Source organism: Ensifer sp. GW823-FHT05D09 (assembly GCF_058795755.1).
Window position 1 is genome coordinate 227,822 of the sequence record NZ_JBXAIA010000009.1, and the last position, 14,997, is coordinate 242,818.

The following is a 14,997-nucleotide window of genomic DNA, read 5'->3' on the forward strand; positions in this document are numbered from 1 at the left end:
GACCCCTTGGGTCATATGCGCGGGTGTAGCTCAGTCGGTTAGAGTGCCGGCCTGTCACGCCGGAGGTCGCGGGTTCGAGCCCCGTCACTCGCGCCATTTACCCCTTGATCCCTCCGATATAATATGATTGCGAATAGACTCTTTTGCAGTGCGGCAATCTGTCCTCCAAACTACGATTTTACCGTAAAGTCTGCCCATCCCTGCAAATCAGCGCTTTGCCGCGGCACGTCGTCCAATCCTGTGTCGCGAACCGGTTTAAATGCCCCTCGAAGGCTTGCGCGCAAGCGCGGGCTGCGCTAACCACTCTGGCGTTGCAACATATTTTTCGGCCTGCGAGATTTGTTGTTTGGCGCTCTCCCATGCGCCCTCCCGCAGGCAGGGACGGATAACAATGACTGAACTTCTCGGTTCCTATGTTCCGATCGCGATTTTCATTGGAATCGCACTTGTGATCGGTGTGGCACTTTTGATTGCCCCTTTCGCCGTGGCGTTCAAGGCGCCTGATTCGGAAAAGCTGTCGGCCTACGAATGCGGTTTCAATGCGTTCGACGACGCTCGCATGAAGTTCGACATTCGATTCTACCTTGTGTCGATCCTCTTCATCATCTTTGACCTGGAAGTCGCCTTCCTCTTCCCGTGGGCCGTTTCGTTCCATCAGCTCGGCTGGTTTGGATTCTGGTCCATGATGGTCTTCCTCGGTGTGCTGACGATCGGCTTTATCTATGAATGGAAGAAGGGAGCGCTGGAATGGAACTAGCATCCGGCACCACGCTCGTTGCGCCCAAGCCGAAGGGGATCATCGATCCCTCGACCGGCAAGCCGATCGGCAGCAATGATGCATTCTTCGGCGAGATCAACAACGAGCTCGCCGACAAGGGTTTTCTGGTTACCTCGACCGACGAGCTCATCACCTGGGCGCGCACCGGTTCGCTGATGTGGATGACCTTCGGTCTTGCCTGCTGCGCCGTCGAGATGATGCAGATGTCGATGCCGCGTTACGACGCTGAGCGCTTCGGCTTTGCGCCGCGCGCCTCACCGCGCCAGTCCGACGTGATGATCGTCGCCGGCACGCTGACCAACAAGATGGCGCCCGCACTCCGCAAGGTCTACGACCAGATGCCGGAGCCGCGTTACGTGATCTCGATGGGTTCGTGCGCCAATGGCGGCGGCTATTATCACTATTCCTATTCCGTCGTGCGTGGCTGCGACCGTGTCGTGCCCGTTGATATCTATGTGCCAGGCTGTCCTCCCACGGCAGAAGCGCTGCTTTACGGCGTGCTTCTGCTGCAGAAGAAGATCCGCCGGACCGGCACGATCGAACGCTAAGGGTAGGGGGTTCTGAACATGAGTGAAGCCCTGAACGAGCTTGCCTCCTATCTGCGCGAGACGCGCGGTCAGCTGATTTCGGACGCCGCGATCAATTACGGCGAACTGACGCTGACGACGACGGCTGCAAACCTGATCGAGCTGTTGACGTTCCTGCGTGATGACGTGCAGTGCGCCTTCATCAACTTCGTCGATGTTTGTGGCGTCGACTGGCCGCAGCGGCCGGATCGTTTCGACGTCGTCTATCACCTGCTGTCCCCGCGCCAGAATCTGCGCGTGCGCATCAAGGTTGCGACCGGCGAAGGCGAACCCGTGCCGTCGGCCACCAGCGTCTTTCCGGGCGCCGACTGGTTCGAGCGCGAAGCCTACGACATGTATGGCATCCTGTTTACCGGCCATCCGGACCTGCGTCGCATTCTGACGGATTACGGTTTTGAGGGGCATCCGCTGCGCAAGGACTTCCCGGTTACCGGGTTTGTCGAGGTTCGCTATGATGACGAAGCCAAGCGCGTCGTCTATGAGCCCGTCGAACTGAAGCAGGAATTCCGGAACTTCGACTTCCTCTCCCCGTGGGAAGGGACCGAATACGTCCTGCCCGGCGACGAGAAGGCGAAAGCACGGTGAGACTAAGTCGGCCCGCGGCGACCCCTAGAGGGCGCCGTCCGGCCTGGAGCAATCGGTATGACCGAACATAACGTCCGCAATTTCAACATCAACTTTGGTCCGCAGCATCCGGCGGCGCACGGCGTTCTGCGTCTGGTGCTCGAGCTTGATGGCGAAATCGTCGAGCGCGTCGACCCGCATATCGGCCTGCTGCATCGCGGCACCGAGAAGCTGATCGAAACCAAGACCTATCTGCAGGCTGTTCCCTATTTCGATCGGCTCGACTACGTCGCGCCGATGAACCAGGAGCACGCTTTTGCGCTTGCCGTCGAAAAGCTGACCGGAACAGAAGTGCCGATCCGCGGCCAGCTGATCCGCGTTCTCTACTCGGAAATTGGCCGTATCCTGTCGCATCTTCTGAACGTGACCACGCAGGCCATGGACGTCGGCGCGCTGACACCGCCGCTCTGGGGCTTCGAGGAGCGTGAAAAGCTGATGGTGTTCTACGAGCGTGCCTGCGGTGCGCGCATGCACTCGGCCTATTTCCGCCCCGGTGGCGTGCATCAGGATCTGCCGCACGAGTTGGTCGAAGACATTGGCAAGTGGATCGATCCGTTCCTGAAGACCGTCGACGATATCGATGAGCTTCTGACCGGCAACCGCATCTTCAAGCAGCGCAACGTCGACATCGGCGTCGTCAAGCTGGACGACGCCTGGGCCTGGGGTTTTTCGGGCGTGATGGTTCGTGGTTCCGGCGCTGCCTGGGACCTGCGCCGTTCGCAGCCCTACGAATGCTATTCCGACATGGAATTCGACATTCCGATCGGCAAGAATGGCGACTGCTTCGATCGTTACCTCATCCGCATGATCGAAATGCGCGAGTCGGCCAAGATCATGCGCCAATGCGTGAACCGCCTGCTCGGGGACGCCAAGGTTGGGCCGGTCTCGTCGATGGACGGCAAGATCGTTCCGCCGAAGCGCGGCGAGATGAAGCGCTCGATGGAAGCGCTGATCCACCACTTCAAGCTCTACACCGAAGGCTACCATGTGCCGGCAGGTGATGTTTACGCAGCCGTCGAAGCGCCGAAGGGCGAATTCGGCGTCTACCTCGTCTCCGACGGTAGCAACAAGCCCTATCGCTGCAAGATCCGTGCCCCAGGCTACGCGCATCTGCAGGCGATGGACTTCCTCTGTCGCGGACACCAGCTTGCCGACGTTTCGGCGGTGCTGGGCTCCCTCGATATCGTGTTCGGTGAGGTGGATCGCTGATGCGTTTCGCGCCCCTGGCAACGGCTGGATTTCTTGTGCTGGCAACGGCGGCATCCGCGCAGGAGTCCGCCAACAGCGAAGCGTCTGCCGGAATGCGTGGGGGCTCGATGGCCGAGCTCGTGGCCAACGGCTACGAGATCAAGGCAGCCGTGGCCAATGGCACGCGCTACATCGTATTTTTACAAAAAGACCAGTCGGCCTATGCCTGCGAGTTCGTTTCGGTGACGAAGTCGCGGTGTGGATCGATTAACTGATAAGGTGTCGTGAAGAATGTCTGTTCGTCGACTAGCCGAAGACAATGTCCAGCCGGCGGCTTTCGCGTTCAATCGCGAAAATGCCGCTTGGGCACAAATGACAATCCAGAAGTATCCGAAAGGCCGCGAGCAGTCCGCGGTCATTCCGCTGTTGATGCGGGCGCAGGAGCAGGACGGCTGGGTAACGAAGGCCGCGATCGAATCGATCGCCGACATGCTCGGCATGGCCTATATCCGCGCGCTCGAAGTTGCGACCTTCTATACCCAGTTCCAGCTGAAGCCGGTCGGCACGCGCGCTCACATCCAGGTCTGCGGCACGACGCCGTGCATGCTGCGTGGCGCTGAAGACCTGATCCGCGTCTGCAAGAGCAAGATCGCCCATGATCCCTTCACCCTCAACGAGAGCGGGACGCTGTCGTGGGAAGAAGTTGAATGTCAGGGCGCCTGCGTGAATGCGCCGATGGTCATGATCTTCAAGGATACCTATGAAGACCTGACGCCCGAGCAACTCGAGCAGATCATCGACCGCTTTGATGCAGGCAAGGGCGCCGAGGTTGCGACCGGCCCGCAGGTCGACCGCATCTTCTCGGCACCGGAAGGTGGCCCGACGACACTGGCGACTCCGGATGCACCGGTGAAGAAGGCTCCGGCTGCAGCCAAGAAGGCCGGCGAAGCGCCTGCCGTCAGCGTGCCGCCGTCGAATGCCGCACGCGTCAAGACCGATGCCATCGAAACCAGCGCCGCCGTGAAGACGCCGGCAACGGCAAAGGCGGCCGCGGCCGAAAATGCCAAGGTCGAAGGCGACACAGTCGACAAGTCGAAGCCCGCCAAGGCAGCCGAGATTTCCGGCAAGCCGTCGCTTGAAGACAAGAACCGCCCGGCAGGCATTTCGCGGCCCGGTTCCGTCGACGACCTCAAGCTGATCTCGGGCGTTGGCCCGAAGATCGAAGGCACGCTGCACGAACTCGGCATCTTCACCTTCGCGCAGGTCGCGTCGTGGAAGAAGGTCGAACGCGAATGGGTCGACAGCTATCTGAATTTCAAGGGCCGGATCGAACGTGACGATTGGGTCAAGCAGGCCAAGGCGCTCGCCAAGGGTGGCGAAGCCGAATACATCAAAGTTTTCGGCAAGAAGCCGCGGTAAAGAGGTGAACCATGCTCAGAGATGAAGATCGCATCTTTACCAACATCTACGGCCTCAAGGACAAGTCTCTCAAGGGCGCGATGAGCCGTGGCCATTGGGACGGCACCAAGCAGCTGCTCGAAAAGGGCCGCGACTGGATCGTCAACGAAGTGAAGGCATCCGGCCTTCGCGGCCGTGGCGGCGCCGGCTTCCCGACAGGCCTCAAGTGGTCCTTCATGCCGAAGGAAAGCGACGGCCGTCCGCACTATCTGGTCGTCAACGCCGACGAATCCGAACCAGGCACCTGCAAGGACCGTGACATCATGCGTCACGACCCGCACACGCTGATCGAAGGCTGTGTCATTGCCTCCTTCGCAATGGGTGCGCATGTGGCCTATATCTACGTGCGCGGCGAGTTCGTCCGCGAGCGCGAGGCGCTGCAGGCAGCCATCGACGAGTGCTACGCTTACGGCCTGCTCGGCAAGAACAACAAGCTCGGCTACGACATCGACATCTACGTGCACCATGGTGCCGGCGCCTACATCTGCGGCGAAGAGACGGCCCTGCTCGAAAGCCTTGAAGGCAAGAAGGGCCAGCCGCGCCTGAAGCCGCCGTTCCCTGCCAACATGGGTCTCTACGGCTGCCCGACGACCGTCAACAACGTCGAGTCGATCGCGGTTACGCCGACTATCCTGCGCCGCGGCGCCGGCTGGTACACGAGCTTTGGTCGTCCGAACAACCATGGCACAAAGCTCTATTCGGTTTCCGGGCACGTCAATCGTCCGTGCACGGTCGAAGACGCCATGTCGATCCCGTTCCATGAGCTCATCGAGAAGCACTGCGGCGGCATTCGCGGCGGCTGGGACAACCTGCTTGCCGTCATCCCCGGTGGATCGTCCGTCCCTTGCGTGCCCGGCGCGCAGATGAAGGACGCGATCATGGATTTCGACGGGCTGCGTGAGGTCGGCTCCAGTCTTGGCACCGCCGCCGTCATCGTCATGGACAAGTCCACCGACATCATCAAGGCGATCTGGCGTCTCTCGGCCTTCTACAAGCACGAGAGCTGCGGCCAGTGCACGCCGTGCCGCGAAGGAACGGGCTGGATGATGCGCGTGATGGAACGCATGGTTCAGGGTCGCGCCCAGAAGCGCGAAATCGACATGCTGTTCGATGTCACCAAGCAGGTGGAAGGCCACACGATCTGCGCGCTCGGCGACGCAGCCGCCTGGCCGATCCAGGGCCTGATCAAGCATTTCCGTCCGGAAATGGAAGCGCGCATCGACGAATACACGCGCAATGCGTCGTCGCATGGCGCGGTCCTGGAAGCGGCGGAGTAACGGTCATGGTCGGCGCACGCAAGGATGGACAGGTGAGGGGAGAGGCCGAGAGCGGCATTTCATCCGCACGTCCGCTTGGCGGCGATCCGGCCGATCCGTTCGGCATGGCCGAATGGATGAAGACCATGCCGCAGGTGCCGCTGCATCCGTTGATGGCGCATCCGGCAGGTGCTGTTGCGGCTGCAACCGCACTGGGTTTCGGTCTGTCGAGCCACATCGCTGGCGTCATGCTCGGTGCGATGCAGGGCGCGGTCGAAGCGTTGCAGAAGGGTTCGGCTTTGGCCGGCCAGATGCAGGCAGGCGTTCCGGCTGAAGTCGCTCCGATCAAGCCTGCTCCGGCCCAGGCGGAAGCAAGAGCGCAAGAGACCGTGAAGCCGACTGTGGCGAAGAAGAGCCCGGCCCCCAAGCCGAAGACAGAGAAGAAGTCGGTGGAGCCTGCAAAGGCTCAGGCTGCTTCGAAGCCGAGGGCTCGTACCTCCGACGATCTCAAGCGGATTTCCGGCGTCGGCCCGAAGCTCGAGCAGGTGCTGAACGGCAAGGGCATTCGGCGGTTCGCCGATATCGCCGCGTGGAGCGAAGCCGATGTCGCTCGCTTCGATGACGAACTGGGCTTTGGCGGGCGCATTCTGCGCGACGACTGGGTAAAGCAGGCTAAGGCGCTGAAAGGCGCGAAAGAATAAGAGGCGGTGACCTCAAGAGGTCACCACCGGCAAGCAGCATGGCTGTGTTGGAATTGTCCGTCGCCTCGAAGGTGGACGGATGGAAGACAGGATTGAGTACGAAGATGGCAAAGCTGAAAGTCGACGGAAAAGAGATCGAGGTCCCGGATCATTTCACGCTGCTTCAGGCGTGCGAAGAGGCCGGCGCCGAGGTTCCGCGCTTCTGTTTCCATGAGCGGCTGTCGGTCGCCGGTAACTGCCGCATGTGTCTGATCGAAGTGAAGGGAGGGCCGCCCAAGCCCGCCGCTTCCTGCGCCATGGGCGTGCGCGACCTGCGTCCCGGTCCGAACGGCGAGACGCCGGAAGTCTTCACGACCACGCCGATGGTCAAGAAGGCGCGCGAAGGCGTCATGGAATTCCTGCTGATCAACCATCCGCTCGATTGCCCGATCTGTGACCAGGGTGGCGAATGCGACCTGCAGGACCAGGCGATGGCCTTCGGCATCGACAGTTCGCGCTACCAGGAAAACAAGCGCGCCGTCGAAGACAAGTATATCGGCCCGCTGGTCAAGACGGTGATGAACCGCTGCATCCATTGCACGCGTTGCGTCCGTTTCACCACGGAAGTTGCTGGCATTGCCGAACTCGGCCTGATCGGTCGTGGCGAAGACGCCGAAATCACCACCTATCTCGAACAGGCGATGACCTCCGAGCTGCAAGGCAACGTCGTTGACCTCTGCCCGGTTGGCGCGCTGACCTCGAAGCCCTTCGCCTTTACGGCGCGTCCGTGGGAGCTGAACAAGACCGAATCCATCGACGTGATGGATGCGCTCGGTTCGGCCATCCGCGTCGATACCCGTGGCCGCGAAGTGATGCGCATCATGCCGCGCGTCAACGAGGACATCAACGAAGAGTGGATCTCCGACAAGAGCCGCTTCATCTGGGACGGCCTGAAGACCCAGCGTCTCGACCGTCCTTACGTCAAGAAGGATGGCCGCCTGCAGGCGGCCAGCTGGAGTGAGGCGTTCGAAGCGATCAAGGTCGCCGTTGCCGCGACGTCCGGCGACAAGATCGGCGCCATTGCCGGCGATCTCGCGTCCGTCGAAGAAATGTATGCGCTGAAGGAACTGCTGGCTTCGCTGGGTTCAGAGAACATCGACTGCCGCCAGGATGGCGCAGCACTCGATCCGTCGCTCGGCCGCGCCAGCTACATCTTCAACCCGACGATTCAGGGCATCGAAAGCGCAGACGCGCTGCTGATCATCGGCTCGAACCCGCGCTTCGAAGCATCCGTTCTCAACGCCCGCATCCGCAAGCGTTACCGGATGGGCAACTTCCCGATCGCCGTCATCGGCGAGCCGGGTGAACTGCGCTACGAATATGAATACCTCGGTGCAGGCACCGACACTTTGGCCGAACTCGTGTCCGGCAAGGGCAAGTTCGCAGCCACCTTGAAGGCGGCGCAGCGTCCGATGATCATCATCGGCCAGGGCGCCGTCGCAGGGGAGGGCGGTGCTGCCGTACTCGCTGCTGCGGCGAAGCTCGCAGGCGCCGTCGGTGCAGTGACGGCGGACTGGAACGGCTTTGCCGTTCTGCACACCGCAGCGTCGCGCGTCGGTGGTCTCGACCTCGGCTTCGTTCCGGGCAAGAACGGCAAGACGGCCGCCGAAATGGTGTCCGCCTCCGACGTTCTCTTCCTGCTCGGCGCCGATGAGATCGATCTGGCTGGCCGCAAGGGCTTCACGGTCTACATCGGCTCGCACGGCGACAACGGCGCGCACGCTGCCGACGTCATCCTGCCGGCCGCCACCTACACCGAAAAGTCCGGGACCTGGGTCAACACCGAAGGCCGCGTCCAGATCGGCAACCGCGCCGGATTCGCACCGGGCGACGCCCGCGAAGACTGGGCGATCATCCGTGCGCTTTCCGACGTTCTCGGCAAGAAGCTGCCCTTTGATTCGCTTGGCGAATTGCGCTCGAAGCTCTATGCGGCGCACCCGCATTTCGCCGATGTCGACGCAATCGTTGTCGGCAGTGGCGACGAAATTGCCGCACTTGCTCAAAAAGCCGGTGAGATGGGCAAATCCGTGTTTGCGTCTCCGGTCAAAGACTTCTATTTGACGAACCCGATAGCGCGCGCATCCGCCGTCATGGCCGAATGCTCGGCATTGGCACGCAACAACTTCAAAGCTGCGGCGGAATGAGCGCGAGGGAATAGAGTATCATGGACGCTTTCATTTCGACCTATGTCTGGCCTGCGATCATCATGGTCGCCCAGTCGCTGCTGCTGCTGGTCGCGCTGCTGCTTTTCATCGCCTACATTCTACTCGCCGACCGCAAGATCTGGGCTGCTGTCCAGCTTCGCCGTGGACCGAATGTGGTGGGCCCCTGGGGTCTTTTCCAGTCCTTCGCCGACCTTTTGAAGTTCGTCTTCAAGGAGCCGGTGATTCCGGCTGGCGCCAACAAGGCAATCTTCCTGCTCGCACCGCTCGTCTCCGTGACGCTGGCGCTGGCCGCTTGGGCGGTGATCCCGCTCAACGCCGGCTGGGTGATCGCGAACATCAACGTCGGCATCCTCTTCGTGTTCGCCATATCTTCTCTTGAAGTTTATGGCATCATCATGGGCGGCTGGGCGTCGAACTCGAAATATCCCTTCCTCGGCGCGCTCCGTTCCGCCGCACAGATGGTCTCTTACGAAGTCTCGATCGGTTTCGTCATCGTCACCGTTCTGCTCTGCGTCGGCTCGCTGAACCTGACGGATATCGTCAATGCGCAGAGCAACGGCATCGGCACGAACCTCGGTCTGCCCGCATCGTTCCTCGACTGGCACTGGCTGGCGCTGTTCCCGATGTTCGTGGTGTTCTTCATCTCGGCACTTGCCGAAACGAACCGTCCGCCCTTCGATCTGCCGGAAGCGGAATCCGAACTCGTCGCCGGCTTCATGGTCGAGTACGGCTCCACGCCCTACATGATGTTCATGCTCGGCGAGTACGCGGCCATCTGCCTGATGTGCGCGCTGACGACCATTCTCTTCCTTGGCGGCTGGCTGCCTCCGGTCGACGTCTGGTTCCTGAACTGGGTCCCGGGCATCATCTGGTTCGTTCTCAAGGCATCCTTCGTGTTCTTCATGTTCGCGATGGTGAAGGCTTTCGTTCCGCGTTACCGCTACGACCAGCTGATGCGTCTCGGCTGGAAGGTCTTCCTGCCGATCTCGCTCGCAATGGTCGTGATCACTGCATTCGTTCTCAAGCTGACGGGAGCCGCATGATGCTGGCTTTCGCTTGGTTGCATACCGCTGGCCGCTCTGAGGCCAGCAAGTCTGGAGGTAAATGATGGCCGGTCTTTCGCACGCCGTCAGCTCGCTGTTCCTCAAGGAATTCGTTGGCGCGTTCTTTCTGTCGATGCGCTACTTCTTCAAGCCGAAGGCGACGTTGAACTACCCCTTCGAAAAGGGGCCGGTCAGCCCGCGCTTCCGTGGCGAACATGCGCTGCGCCGTTATCCGAACGGCGAAGAGCGTTGCATCGCCTGCAAGCTCTGTGAGGCGATCTGTCCTGCCCAGGCCATCACCATCGAGGCCGGCCCGCGCCGCAACGACGGCACCCGCCGCACGGTGCGCTACGACATCGACATGGTGAAGTGCATCTATTGCGGTTTCTGCCAGGAAGCCTGTCCGGTCGATGCCATCGTCGAAGGTCCGAACTTCGAATTCGCCACCGAGACGCGCGAAGAGCTGTACTACGACAAGGACAAGCTCCTCGCCAACGGCGACCGTTGGGAACGGGAAATCGCACGCAACATCGCAATGGACTCGCCTTATCGCTGAGGCCGCTGCGTGGTGCCGCCCCTGAACGGCGGCACATGTGAAACAGTTTGGGGCAAAGGCCGGACACGCGTCCGGCTTTGCCAGTGGAGTGGGGCTGCAAGAGCCTCACGCCGTGCAAGACGAAAAAGGCACCGATCATGGGTCTGCAGGTTCTTTTTTTCTATCTCTTTGCCTTCATCGCGGTGGCATCGGCATTTATGGTCATTGCGGCCAGGAACCCCGTTTATTCGGTGCTGTTCCTGATCCTGACCTTCTTCAATTCGGCGGGCCTGTTCCTGCTGGCCGGCGCCGAGTTCCTGGCGATGATCCTGCTCGTGGTCTATGTCGGCGCGGTAGCGGTACTGTTCCTCTTCGTCGTCATGATGCTCGACATCGACTTCGCGGAGTTGCGCGCCGGCGTGCTTGAATATGCCCCGGTTGGTGCGCTGATCGGCCTGATCCTTGCTGCCGAGCTGATCATCGTTGTTGGCGGAGCGACCTTCTCACCGGAGATTGCCAAGGGCATTTCGATGCCGATCCCGGCGATTGCCGATCGGACGAACACGGCCGCGCTCGGCGACGTGCTCTATACCCACTATGTCTACTTCTTCCAGATCGCGGGCCTTGTGCTGCTGGTCGCCATGATCGGCGCCATCGTGCTCACGCTGCGCCATCGCACGAACATCAAGCGCCAGAGCATTCCGCAGCAGGTTGCCCGCACGCCCGAGACCGCCGTCGAGGTGGTCACGGTCAAGCCCGGGCAGGGCATTTAATTCGGACGCGAGGTCGAGGAACTAAAAAATGGAAATCGGAATTTCCCACTATCTCACCGTCAGCGCCATCCTGTTCACGCTTGGTGTCTTCGGCATCTTCCTGAACCGGAAGAACGTCATCGTCATCCTGATGTCGGTCGAACTGATCCTGCTTGCGGTCAACATCAACATGGTCGCCTTCTCGTCGTTCCTGAACGACATCACTGGCCAGGTGTTTGCCCTGTTCATTCTGACCGTCGCGGCCGCGGAAGCCGCCATCGGGCTTGCAATTCTCGTCGTCTTCTATCGCAACCGCGGCTCGATCGCTGTTGAAGACGTCAACATGATGAAGGGCTGATTGGGCTATGGATACCATCATCAAGGCTATCGTCTTCCTGCCTTTGATCGGCTTTCTGATCGCCGGCCTTTTCGGTAACTCGATCGGCGCCAAGGCTTCCGAATTTGTCACCAGCGGTTTGATGATCGTGACCGCCGCGTTGTCGTGGTTCGTCTTCTTCCACGTTGCGCTCGGCGAGCAGGAACTGATCAAGGTGTCGGTGCTGCGCTGGATCCAGTCCGGCAGCTTCGACGTCGAATGGGCGTTCCGTGTCGACACGCTGACATCGGTGATGTTCGTGGTCGTCAACACCGTGTCGACGCTCGTGCATGTCTACTCGATCGGCTACATGCACCACGATCCGCATCGTCCGCGCTTCTTCGCCTATCTGTCGCTGTTCACCTTCGCGATGTTGATGCTGATCACGTCTGACAACCTCGTGCAGATGTTCTTCGGCTGGGAAGGTGTGGGTCTCGCGTCCTACCTGCTGATCGGCTTCTGGTATAAGAAGCCGTCGGCGAACGCTGCCGCGATGAAGGCCTTCATCGTCAACCGCGTCGGCGACTTCGGCTTCGCGCTCGGCATCTTCCTCGTCTTCGTGCTCTTCGGCTCGGTCAACTTCGAGACGATCTTTGCTGCTGCCCAGACCTACCTGCCGGCCGAAGGTGCCGCAGCAGGGGAGGCGGTCATCACGCTGTTCGGCATGCACCTCGACAAGGCCGATGCGATCACCGCTGCCTGCCTGCTGCTCTTCATGGGCGCGATGGGCAAGTCGGCGCAGTTCCTGTTGCACACCTGGCTGCCGGACGCGATGGAAGGCCCAACCCCGGTTTCGGCCCTCATTCACGCCGCAACCATGGTCACCGCCGGCGTCTTCCTCGTCGCCCGCATGTCGCCGCTGTTCGAACTGTCGCCGGATGCGCTCACCGTCGTTACGCTGATCGGCGCGATCACGGCCTTCTTTGCCGCGACCGTCGGTCTCGTTCAGAACGACATCAAGCGCGTCATCGCCTATTCGACCTGCTCGCAGCTCGGCTACATGTTCGTGGCACTCGGCGTCGGCGCCTATGGCGCGGCCATCTTCCACCTGTTCACGCACGCCTTCTTCAAGGCGCTGCTGTTCTTGGGCGCAGGCTCGGTCATCCACGCCGTCGATGGCGAACAGGACATGCGCTACATGGGCGGCCTTCGGAAGCACATTCCGGTCACCTACTGGATGATGTTCATCGGCACGATCGCGCTCACCGGCGTCGGCATTCCCGGCACGGTCATCGGTACGGCCGGCTTCTTCTCCAAGGACGCGATCATCGAATCGGCGTTCGCAGCCCATAGCGCGGTTTCCGGCTTTGCCTTCTCGATGTTGGTCATTGCGGCTCTCTTCACCAGCTTCTATTCCTGGCGCCTGACCTTCATGACCTTCCATGGCAAGCCGCGCGCTTCCTCGGATGTCATGCACCACGTCCATGAATCGCCGCAGGTCATGCTGGTGCCGCTCTACATCCTGGCCATCGGTGCCCTGGTGGCAGGCTTCCTGTTCCACGACTATTTCTTCGGTCACCATTATGCCGAGTTCTGGCAGGGTGCCTTGTTCACCTCGGCCGAGAACGAGATCCTCGAGGAATACCACCACGTTCCGCTGTGGGTTAAGTGGAGCCCGTTCTGCGCCATGGCGCTTGGTCTGATCACCGCCTGGTACATGTATATCCGCCGTCCTGATGTGCCGAAGTACCTGGCAGAGCAGCATCGCGGCCTCTACCAGTTCCTGCTCAACAAGTGGTACTTCGACGAACTGTACGACTTCCTGTTCGTACGCTCGGCCAAGCGCCTCGGCGTCTTCCTGTGGAAGGAAGGCGACGGCCGGGTCATCGACGGCCTCGGCCCGAACGGGATTGCGGCACGCGTGCTTGATGTCACCGATCGTGTCGTCCGGCTGCAGACCGGTTACCTCTATCACTACGCGTTCGCCATGCTCATCGGCATCGCAGCGCTTGTTACATGGATGATGCTCGGGAGTTCCTTCTGATGACCGATTGGCCCGTACTTTCCGCGGTCACCTTCATGCCGCTCGTCGGCGTCCTGCTTCTCTTGCTGACAAGAGAAGACAGCGCCTACGGCCGCCGCAACATCCTGAATGTCTCGCTGCTGACGACGCTCTTCACCTTCGCCGTCTCGGTCTATATCTGGTACCAGTTCGACAGCTCGAATCCGGGCTTCCAGATGACCGAGAAGCACGACTGGCTCGGGACCGGGATTTCCTATCATCTCGGTGTCGACGGCATCTCGGTGCTCTTCGTCGTGCTCTCCGCGTTCCTGATGCCGTTCTGCGTGCTCGCAAGCTGGTTCTCCGTTGAGAAGCGGCTCAAGGAATACATGATCGCGTTCCTGATCCTGGAAACGTTCATGATCGGCGTGTTCGTGTCGCTCGACATCGTGCTGTTCTATGTGTTCTTCGAAGCCGGCCTCATTCCGATGTTCATCATCATCGGTGTGTGGGGCGGCAAGGACCGCGTCTACGCCAGCTACAAGTTCTTCCTCTACACGCTGCTCGGCTCGGTGCTGATGCTGCTCGCCATCATGGCGATGTACTGGCAGGCCGGCACGACCGACATCACCGAACTGCTTGCCTATAACTTCCCGCGTGAAATGCAGACTTGGTTATGGCTCGCCTTCTTCGCCTCCTTCGCGGTGAAGATGCCGATGTGGCCGGTACACACCTGGCTTCCCGACGCACACGTTCAGGCGCCGACGGCGGGTTCGGTCATCCTGGCCGGCATCCTTCTGAAGCTCGGTGGCTACGGCTTCCTGCGCTTCTCGCTGCCGATGTTCCCGCTGGCATCCGACTACTTTGCGCCGTTCGTCTTCACGCTGTCGGTCATCGCCATCGTCTACACCTCTCTGGTGGCGCTGATGCAGACCGACATCAAGAAGCTGATCGCCTATTCGTCGGTTGCCCACATGGGCTACGTGACGATGGGTATCTTCGCCGCCAACACACAGGGCGTCCAGGGTGCGATCTTCCAGATGCTGTCGCACGGTATCGTGTCGGGTGCGCTCTTCCTTTGCGTCGGCGTTGTCTATGACCGCCTGCACACCCGCGAGATCTCGGCCTATGGCGGTCTCGTCAACAACATGCCGAAGTATGCCGTCGCCTTCATGGTCTTCACCATGGCGAACGTCGGTCTTCCCGGCACCTCAGGCTTCGTCGGCGAAGTTCTGACCCTCGTCGGCGCTTTCCGCGCCAACACCTGGGTCGCGTTCTTTGCAACGAGTGGCGTGATCCTGTCGGCAGCCTATGCGCTCTGGCTTTACCGCCGTGTCGTGTTCGGCGCGCTGGAAAAGGAGAGCCTGAAGGCGCTGCTCGATCTCTCGGGACGTGAAAAGGCGATCCTTTATCCGCTGGTGATCCTGACGATCTTCTTCGGTGTCTATCCGGCACCAATCTTCGATGCGACCGCAGCCTCCGTGGATCTGCTCGTCAACAACTACTCCGCAGCCCTGCAGGCAGCGCAAAACGTTGCGCTTTCGGTGCAATGA

Annotated in this window: 15 protein-coding genes and 1 tRNA gene; all 16 read left to right on the forward strand. The window is 60.8% G+C overall.

Annotation, left to right across the window (positions count from 1 at the left end):
* Nucleotides 1–19: 19 nt before the first annotated feature.
* The 16 genes from AC1Q80_RS23800 (at nt 20) to AC1Q80_RS23875 (ending at nt 14,997) form a co-directional block, all read left to right on the forward strand.
* Nucleotides 20–96, forward strand: a tRNA-Asp gene (locus AC1Q80_RS23800).
* 295 nt (nt 97–391) lie between these two features.
* The gene (locus tag AC1Q80_RS23805) at nt 392–757 is read left to right on the forward strand and encodes an NADH-quinone oxidoreductase subunit A (protein WP_112809915.1); all 366 of its coding nucleotides are present in this window, start codon (nt 392–394) and stop codon (nt 755–757) included.
* A complete protein-coding gene (locus AC1Q80_RS23810; RefSeq protein ID WP_077498495.1) occupies nt 748–1,326 on the forward strand; it encodes a NuoB/complex I 20 kDa subunit family protein in 579 nt (192 codons plus the stop codon). Before AC1Q80_RS23805 ends, AC1Q80_RS23810 begins: the two co-directional genes overlap by 10 nt.
* Before the next feature lie 18 nt (nt 1,327–1,344).
* Nucleotides 1,345–1,950 (forward strand): NADH-quinone oxidoreductase subunit C, encoded by a 606-nt coding sequence (locus AC1Q80_RS23815; protein ID WP_173419674.1) that lies wholly within the window; start codon nt 1,345–1,347, stop codon nt 1,948–1,950.
* Between the two features lie 57 nt (nt 1,951–2,007).
* Nucleotides 2,008–3,198, forward strand: a complete 1,191-nt coding sequence (locus AC1Q80_RS23820; protein WP_112809913.1) for an NADH-quinone oxidoreductase subunit D — start codon at nt 2,008–2,010, stop codon at nt 3,196–3,198.
* A complete protein-coding gene (locus AC1Q80_RS23825) occupies nt 3,198–3,452 on the forward strand; it encodes a hypothetical protein (protein ID WP_492362043.1) in 255 nt (84 codons plus the stop codon). The genes AC1Q80_RS23820 and AC1Q80_RS23825 overlap by 1 nt, the downstream gene beginning before the upstream one ends.
* A 16-nt stretch (nt 3,453–3,468) precedes the next feature.
* Entirely contained in the window at nt 3,469–4,596 is a 1,128-nt protein-coding gene (locus AC1Q80_RS23830) for an NADH-quinone oxidoreductase subunit E (protein WP_173419676.1), read from the forward strand.
* An 11-nt stretch (nt 4,597–4,607) separates the two neighbouring features.
* A complete protein-coding gene (gene nuoF, locus AC1Q80_RS23835; RefSeq protein WP_173419677.1) occupies nt 4,608–5,912 on the forward strand; it encodes an NADH-quinone oxidoreductase subunit NuoF in 1,305 nt (434 codons plus the stop codon).
* A gap of 5 nt (nt 5,913–5,917) precedes the next feature.
* Nucleotides 5,918–6,592: a helix-hairpin-helix domain-containing protein gene (locus AC1Q80_RS23840; protein WP_173419678.1), complete on the forward strand. Its 675-nt coding sequence runs from the start codon at nt 5,918–5,920 to the stop codon at nt 6,590–6,592.
* 104 nt (nt 6,593–6,696) lie between these two features.
* Nucleotides 6,697–8,775 (forward strand): NADH-quinone oxidoreductase subunit NuoG, encoded by a 2,079-nt coding sequence (gene nuoG, locus AC1Q80_RS23845; protein WP_173421003.1) that lies wholly within the window; start codon nt 6,697–6,699, stop codon nt 8,773–8,775.
* A 20-nt stretch (nt 8,776–8,795) separates the two neighbouring features.
* A complete protein-coding gene (gene nuoH / locus AC1Q80_RS23850; RefSeq protein ID WP_077498487.1) occupies nt 8,796–9,839 on the forward strand; it encodes an NADH-quinone oxidoreductase subunit NuoH in 1,044 nt (347 codons plus the stop codon).
* A 64-nt stretch (nt 9,840–9,903) separates the two neighbouring features.
* On the forward strand, nt 9,904–10,395 hold the full coding sequence (gene nuoI, locus AC1Q80_RS23855; RefSeq protein WP_112809906.1) for an NADH-quinone oxidoreductase subunit NuoI: 492 nt from the start codon (nt 9,904–9,906) through the stop codon (nt 10,393–10,395).
* Nucleotides 10,396–10,532: 137 nt separating this feature from the next.
* Entirely contained in the window at nt 10,533–11,147 is a 615-nt protein-coding gene (locus AC1Q80_RS23860; RefSeq protein ID WP_173419679.1) for an NADH-quinone oxidoreductase subunit J, read from the forward strand.
* A 28-nt stretch (nt 11,148–11,175) separates the two neighbouring features.
* Nucleotides 11,176–11,484 (forward strand): NADH-quinone oxidoreductase subunit NuoK, encoded by a 309-nt coding sequence (gene nuoK, locus AC1Q80_RS23865; protein WP_025426592.1) that lies wholly within the window; start codon nt 11,176–11,178, stop codon nt 11,482–11,484.
* A 7-nt stretch (nt 11,485–11,491) separates the two neighbouring features.
* The gene (nuoL, locus tag AC1Q80_RS23870) at nt 11,492–13,486 is read left to right on the forward strand and encodes an NADH-quinone oxidoreductase subunit L (protein WP_173419680.1); all 1,995 of its coding nucleotides are present in this window, start codon (nt 11,492–11,494) and stop codon (nt 13,484–13,486) included.
* Nucleotides 13,486–14,997 carry an NADH-quinone oxidoreductase subunit M gene (locus AC1Q80_RS23875; RefSeq protein ID WP_173419681.1) on the forward strand — a complete coding sequence of 504 codons (1,512 nt, stop codon included), beginning with the start codon at nt 13,486–13,488 and terminating at the stop codon, nt 14,995–14,997. The genes nuoL and AC1Q80_RS23875 overlap by 1 nt, the downstream gene beginning before the upstream one ends.

What these genes read in the sequence shown, in the direction of transcription:
- AC1Q80_RS23830 (WP_173419676.1), top strand. Translation starts at nt 3,469, where the DNA reads ATGTCTGTTCGTCGACTAGCCGAAGACAATGTCCAGCCGGCGGCTTTC.
- AC1Q80_RS23820 (WP_112809913.1), top strand. Translation starts at nt 2,008, where the DNA reads ATGACCGAACATAACGTCCGCAATTTCAACATCAACTTTGGTCCGCAG.
- AC1Q80_RS23860 (WP_173419679.1), top strand. Translation starts at nt 10,533, where the DNA reads ATGGGTCTGCAGGTTCTTTTTTTCTATCTCTTTGCCTTCATCGCGGTG.
- AC1Q80_RS23810 (WP_077498495.1), top strand. Translation starts at nt 748, where the DNA reads ATGGAACTAGCATCCGGCACCACGCTCGTTGCGCCCAAGCCGAAGGGG.
- nuoH (WP_077498487.1), top strand. Translation starts at nt 8,796, where the DNA reads ATGGACGCTTTCATTTCGACCTATGTCTGGCCTGCGATCATCATGGTC.
- AC1Q80_RS23805 (WP_112809915.1), top strand. Translation starts at nt 392, where the DNA reads ATGACTGAACTTCTCGGTTCCTATGTTCCGATCGCGATTTTCATTGGA.
- AC1Q80_RS23825 (WP_492362043.1), top strand. Translation starts at nt 3,198, where the DNA reads ATGCGTTTCGCGCCCCTGGCAACGGCTGGATTTCTTGTGCTGGCAACG.
- nuoL (WP_173419680.1), top strand. Translation starts at nt 11,492, where the DNA reads ATGGATACCATCATCAAGGCTATCGTCTTCCTGCCTTTGATCGGCTTT.
- nuoK (WP_025426592.1), top strand. Translation starts at nt 11,176, where the DNA reads ATGGAAATCGGAATTTCCCACTATCTCACCGTCAGCGCCATCCTGTTC.
- AC1Q80_RS23875 (WP_173419681.1), top strand. Translation starts at nt 13,486, where the DNA reads ATGACCGATTGGCCCGTACTTTCCGCGGTCACCTTCATGCCGCTCGTC.
- nuoI (WP_112809906.1), top strand. Translation starts at nt 9,904, where the DNA reads ATGGCCGGTCTTTCGCACGCCGTCAGCTCGCTGTTCCTCAAGGAATTC.
- AC1Q80_RS23815 (WP_173419674.1), top strand. Translation starts at nt 1,345, where the DNA reads ATGAGTGAAGCCCTGAACGAGCTTGCCTCCTATCTGCGCGAGACGCGC.
- nuoF (WP_173419677.1), top strand. Translation starts at nt 4,608, where the DNA reads ATGCTCAGAGATGAAGATCGCATCTTTACCAACATCTACGGCCTCAAG.
- AC1Q80_RS23840 (WP_173419678.1), top strand. Translation starts at nt 5,918, where the DNA reads ATGGTCGGCGCACGCAAGGATGGACAGGTGAGGGGAGAGGCCGAGAGC.
- nuoG (WP_173421003.1), top strand. Translation starts at nt 6,697, where the DNA reads ATGGCAAAGCTGAAAGTCGACGGAAAAGAGATCGAGGTCCCGGATCAT.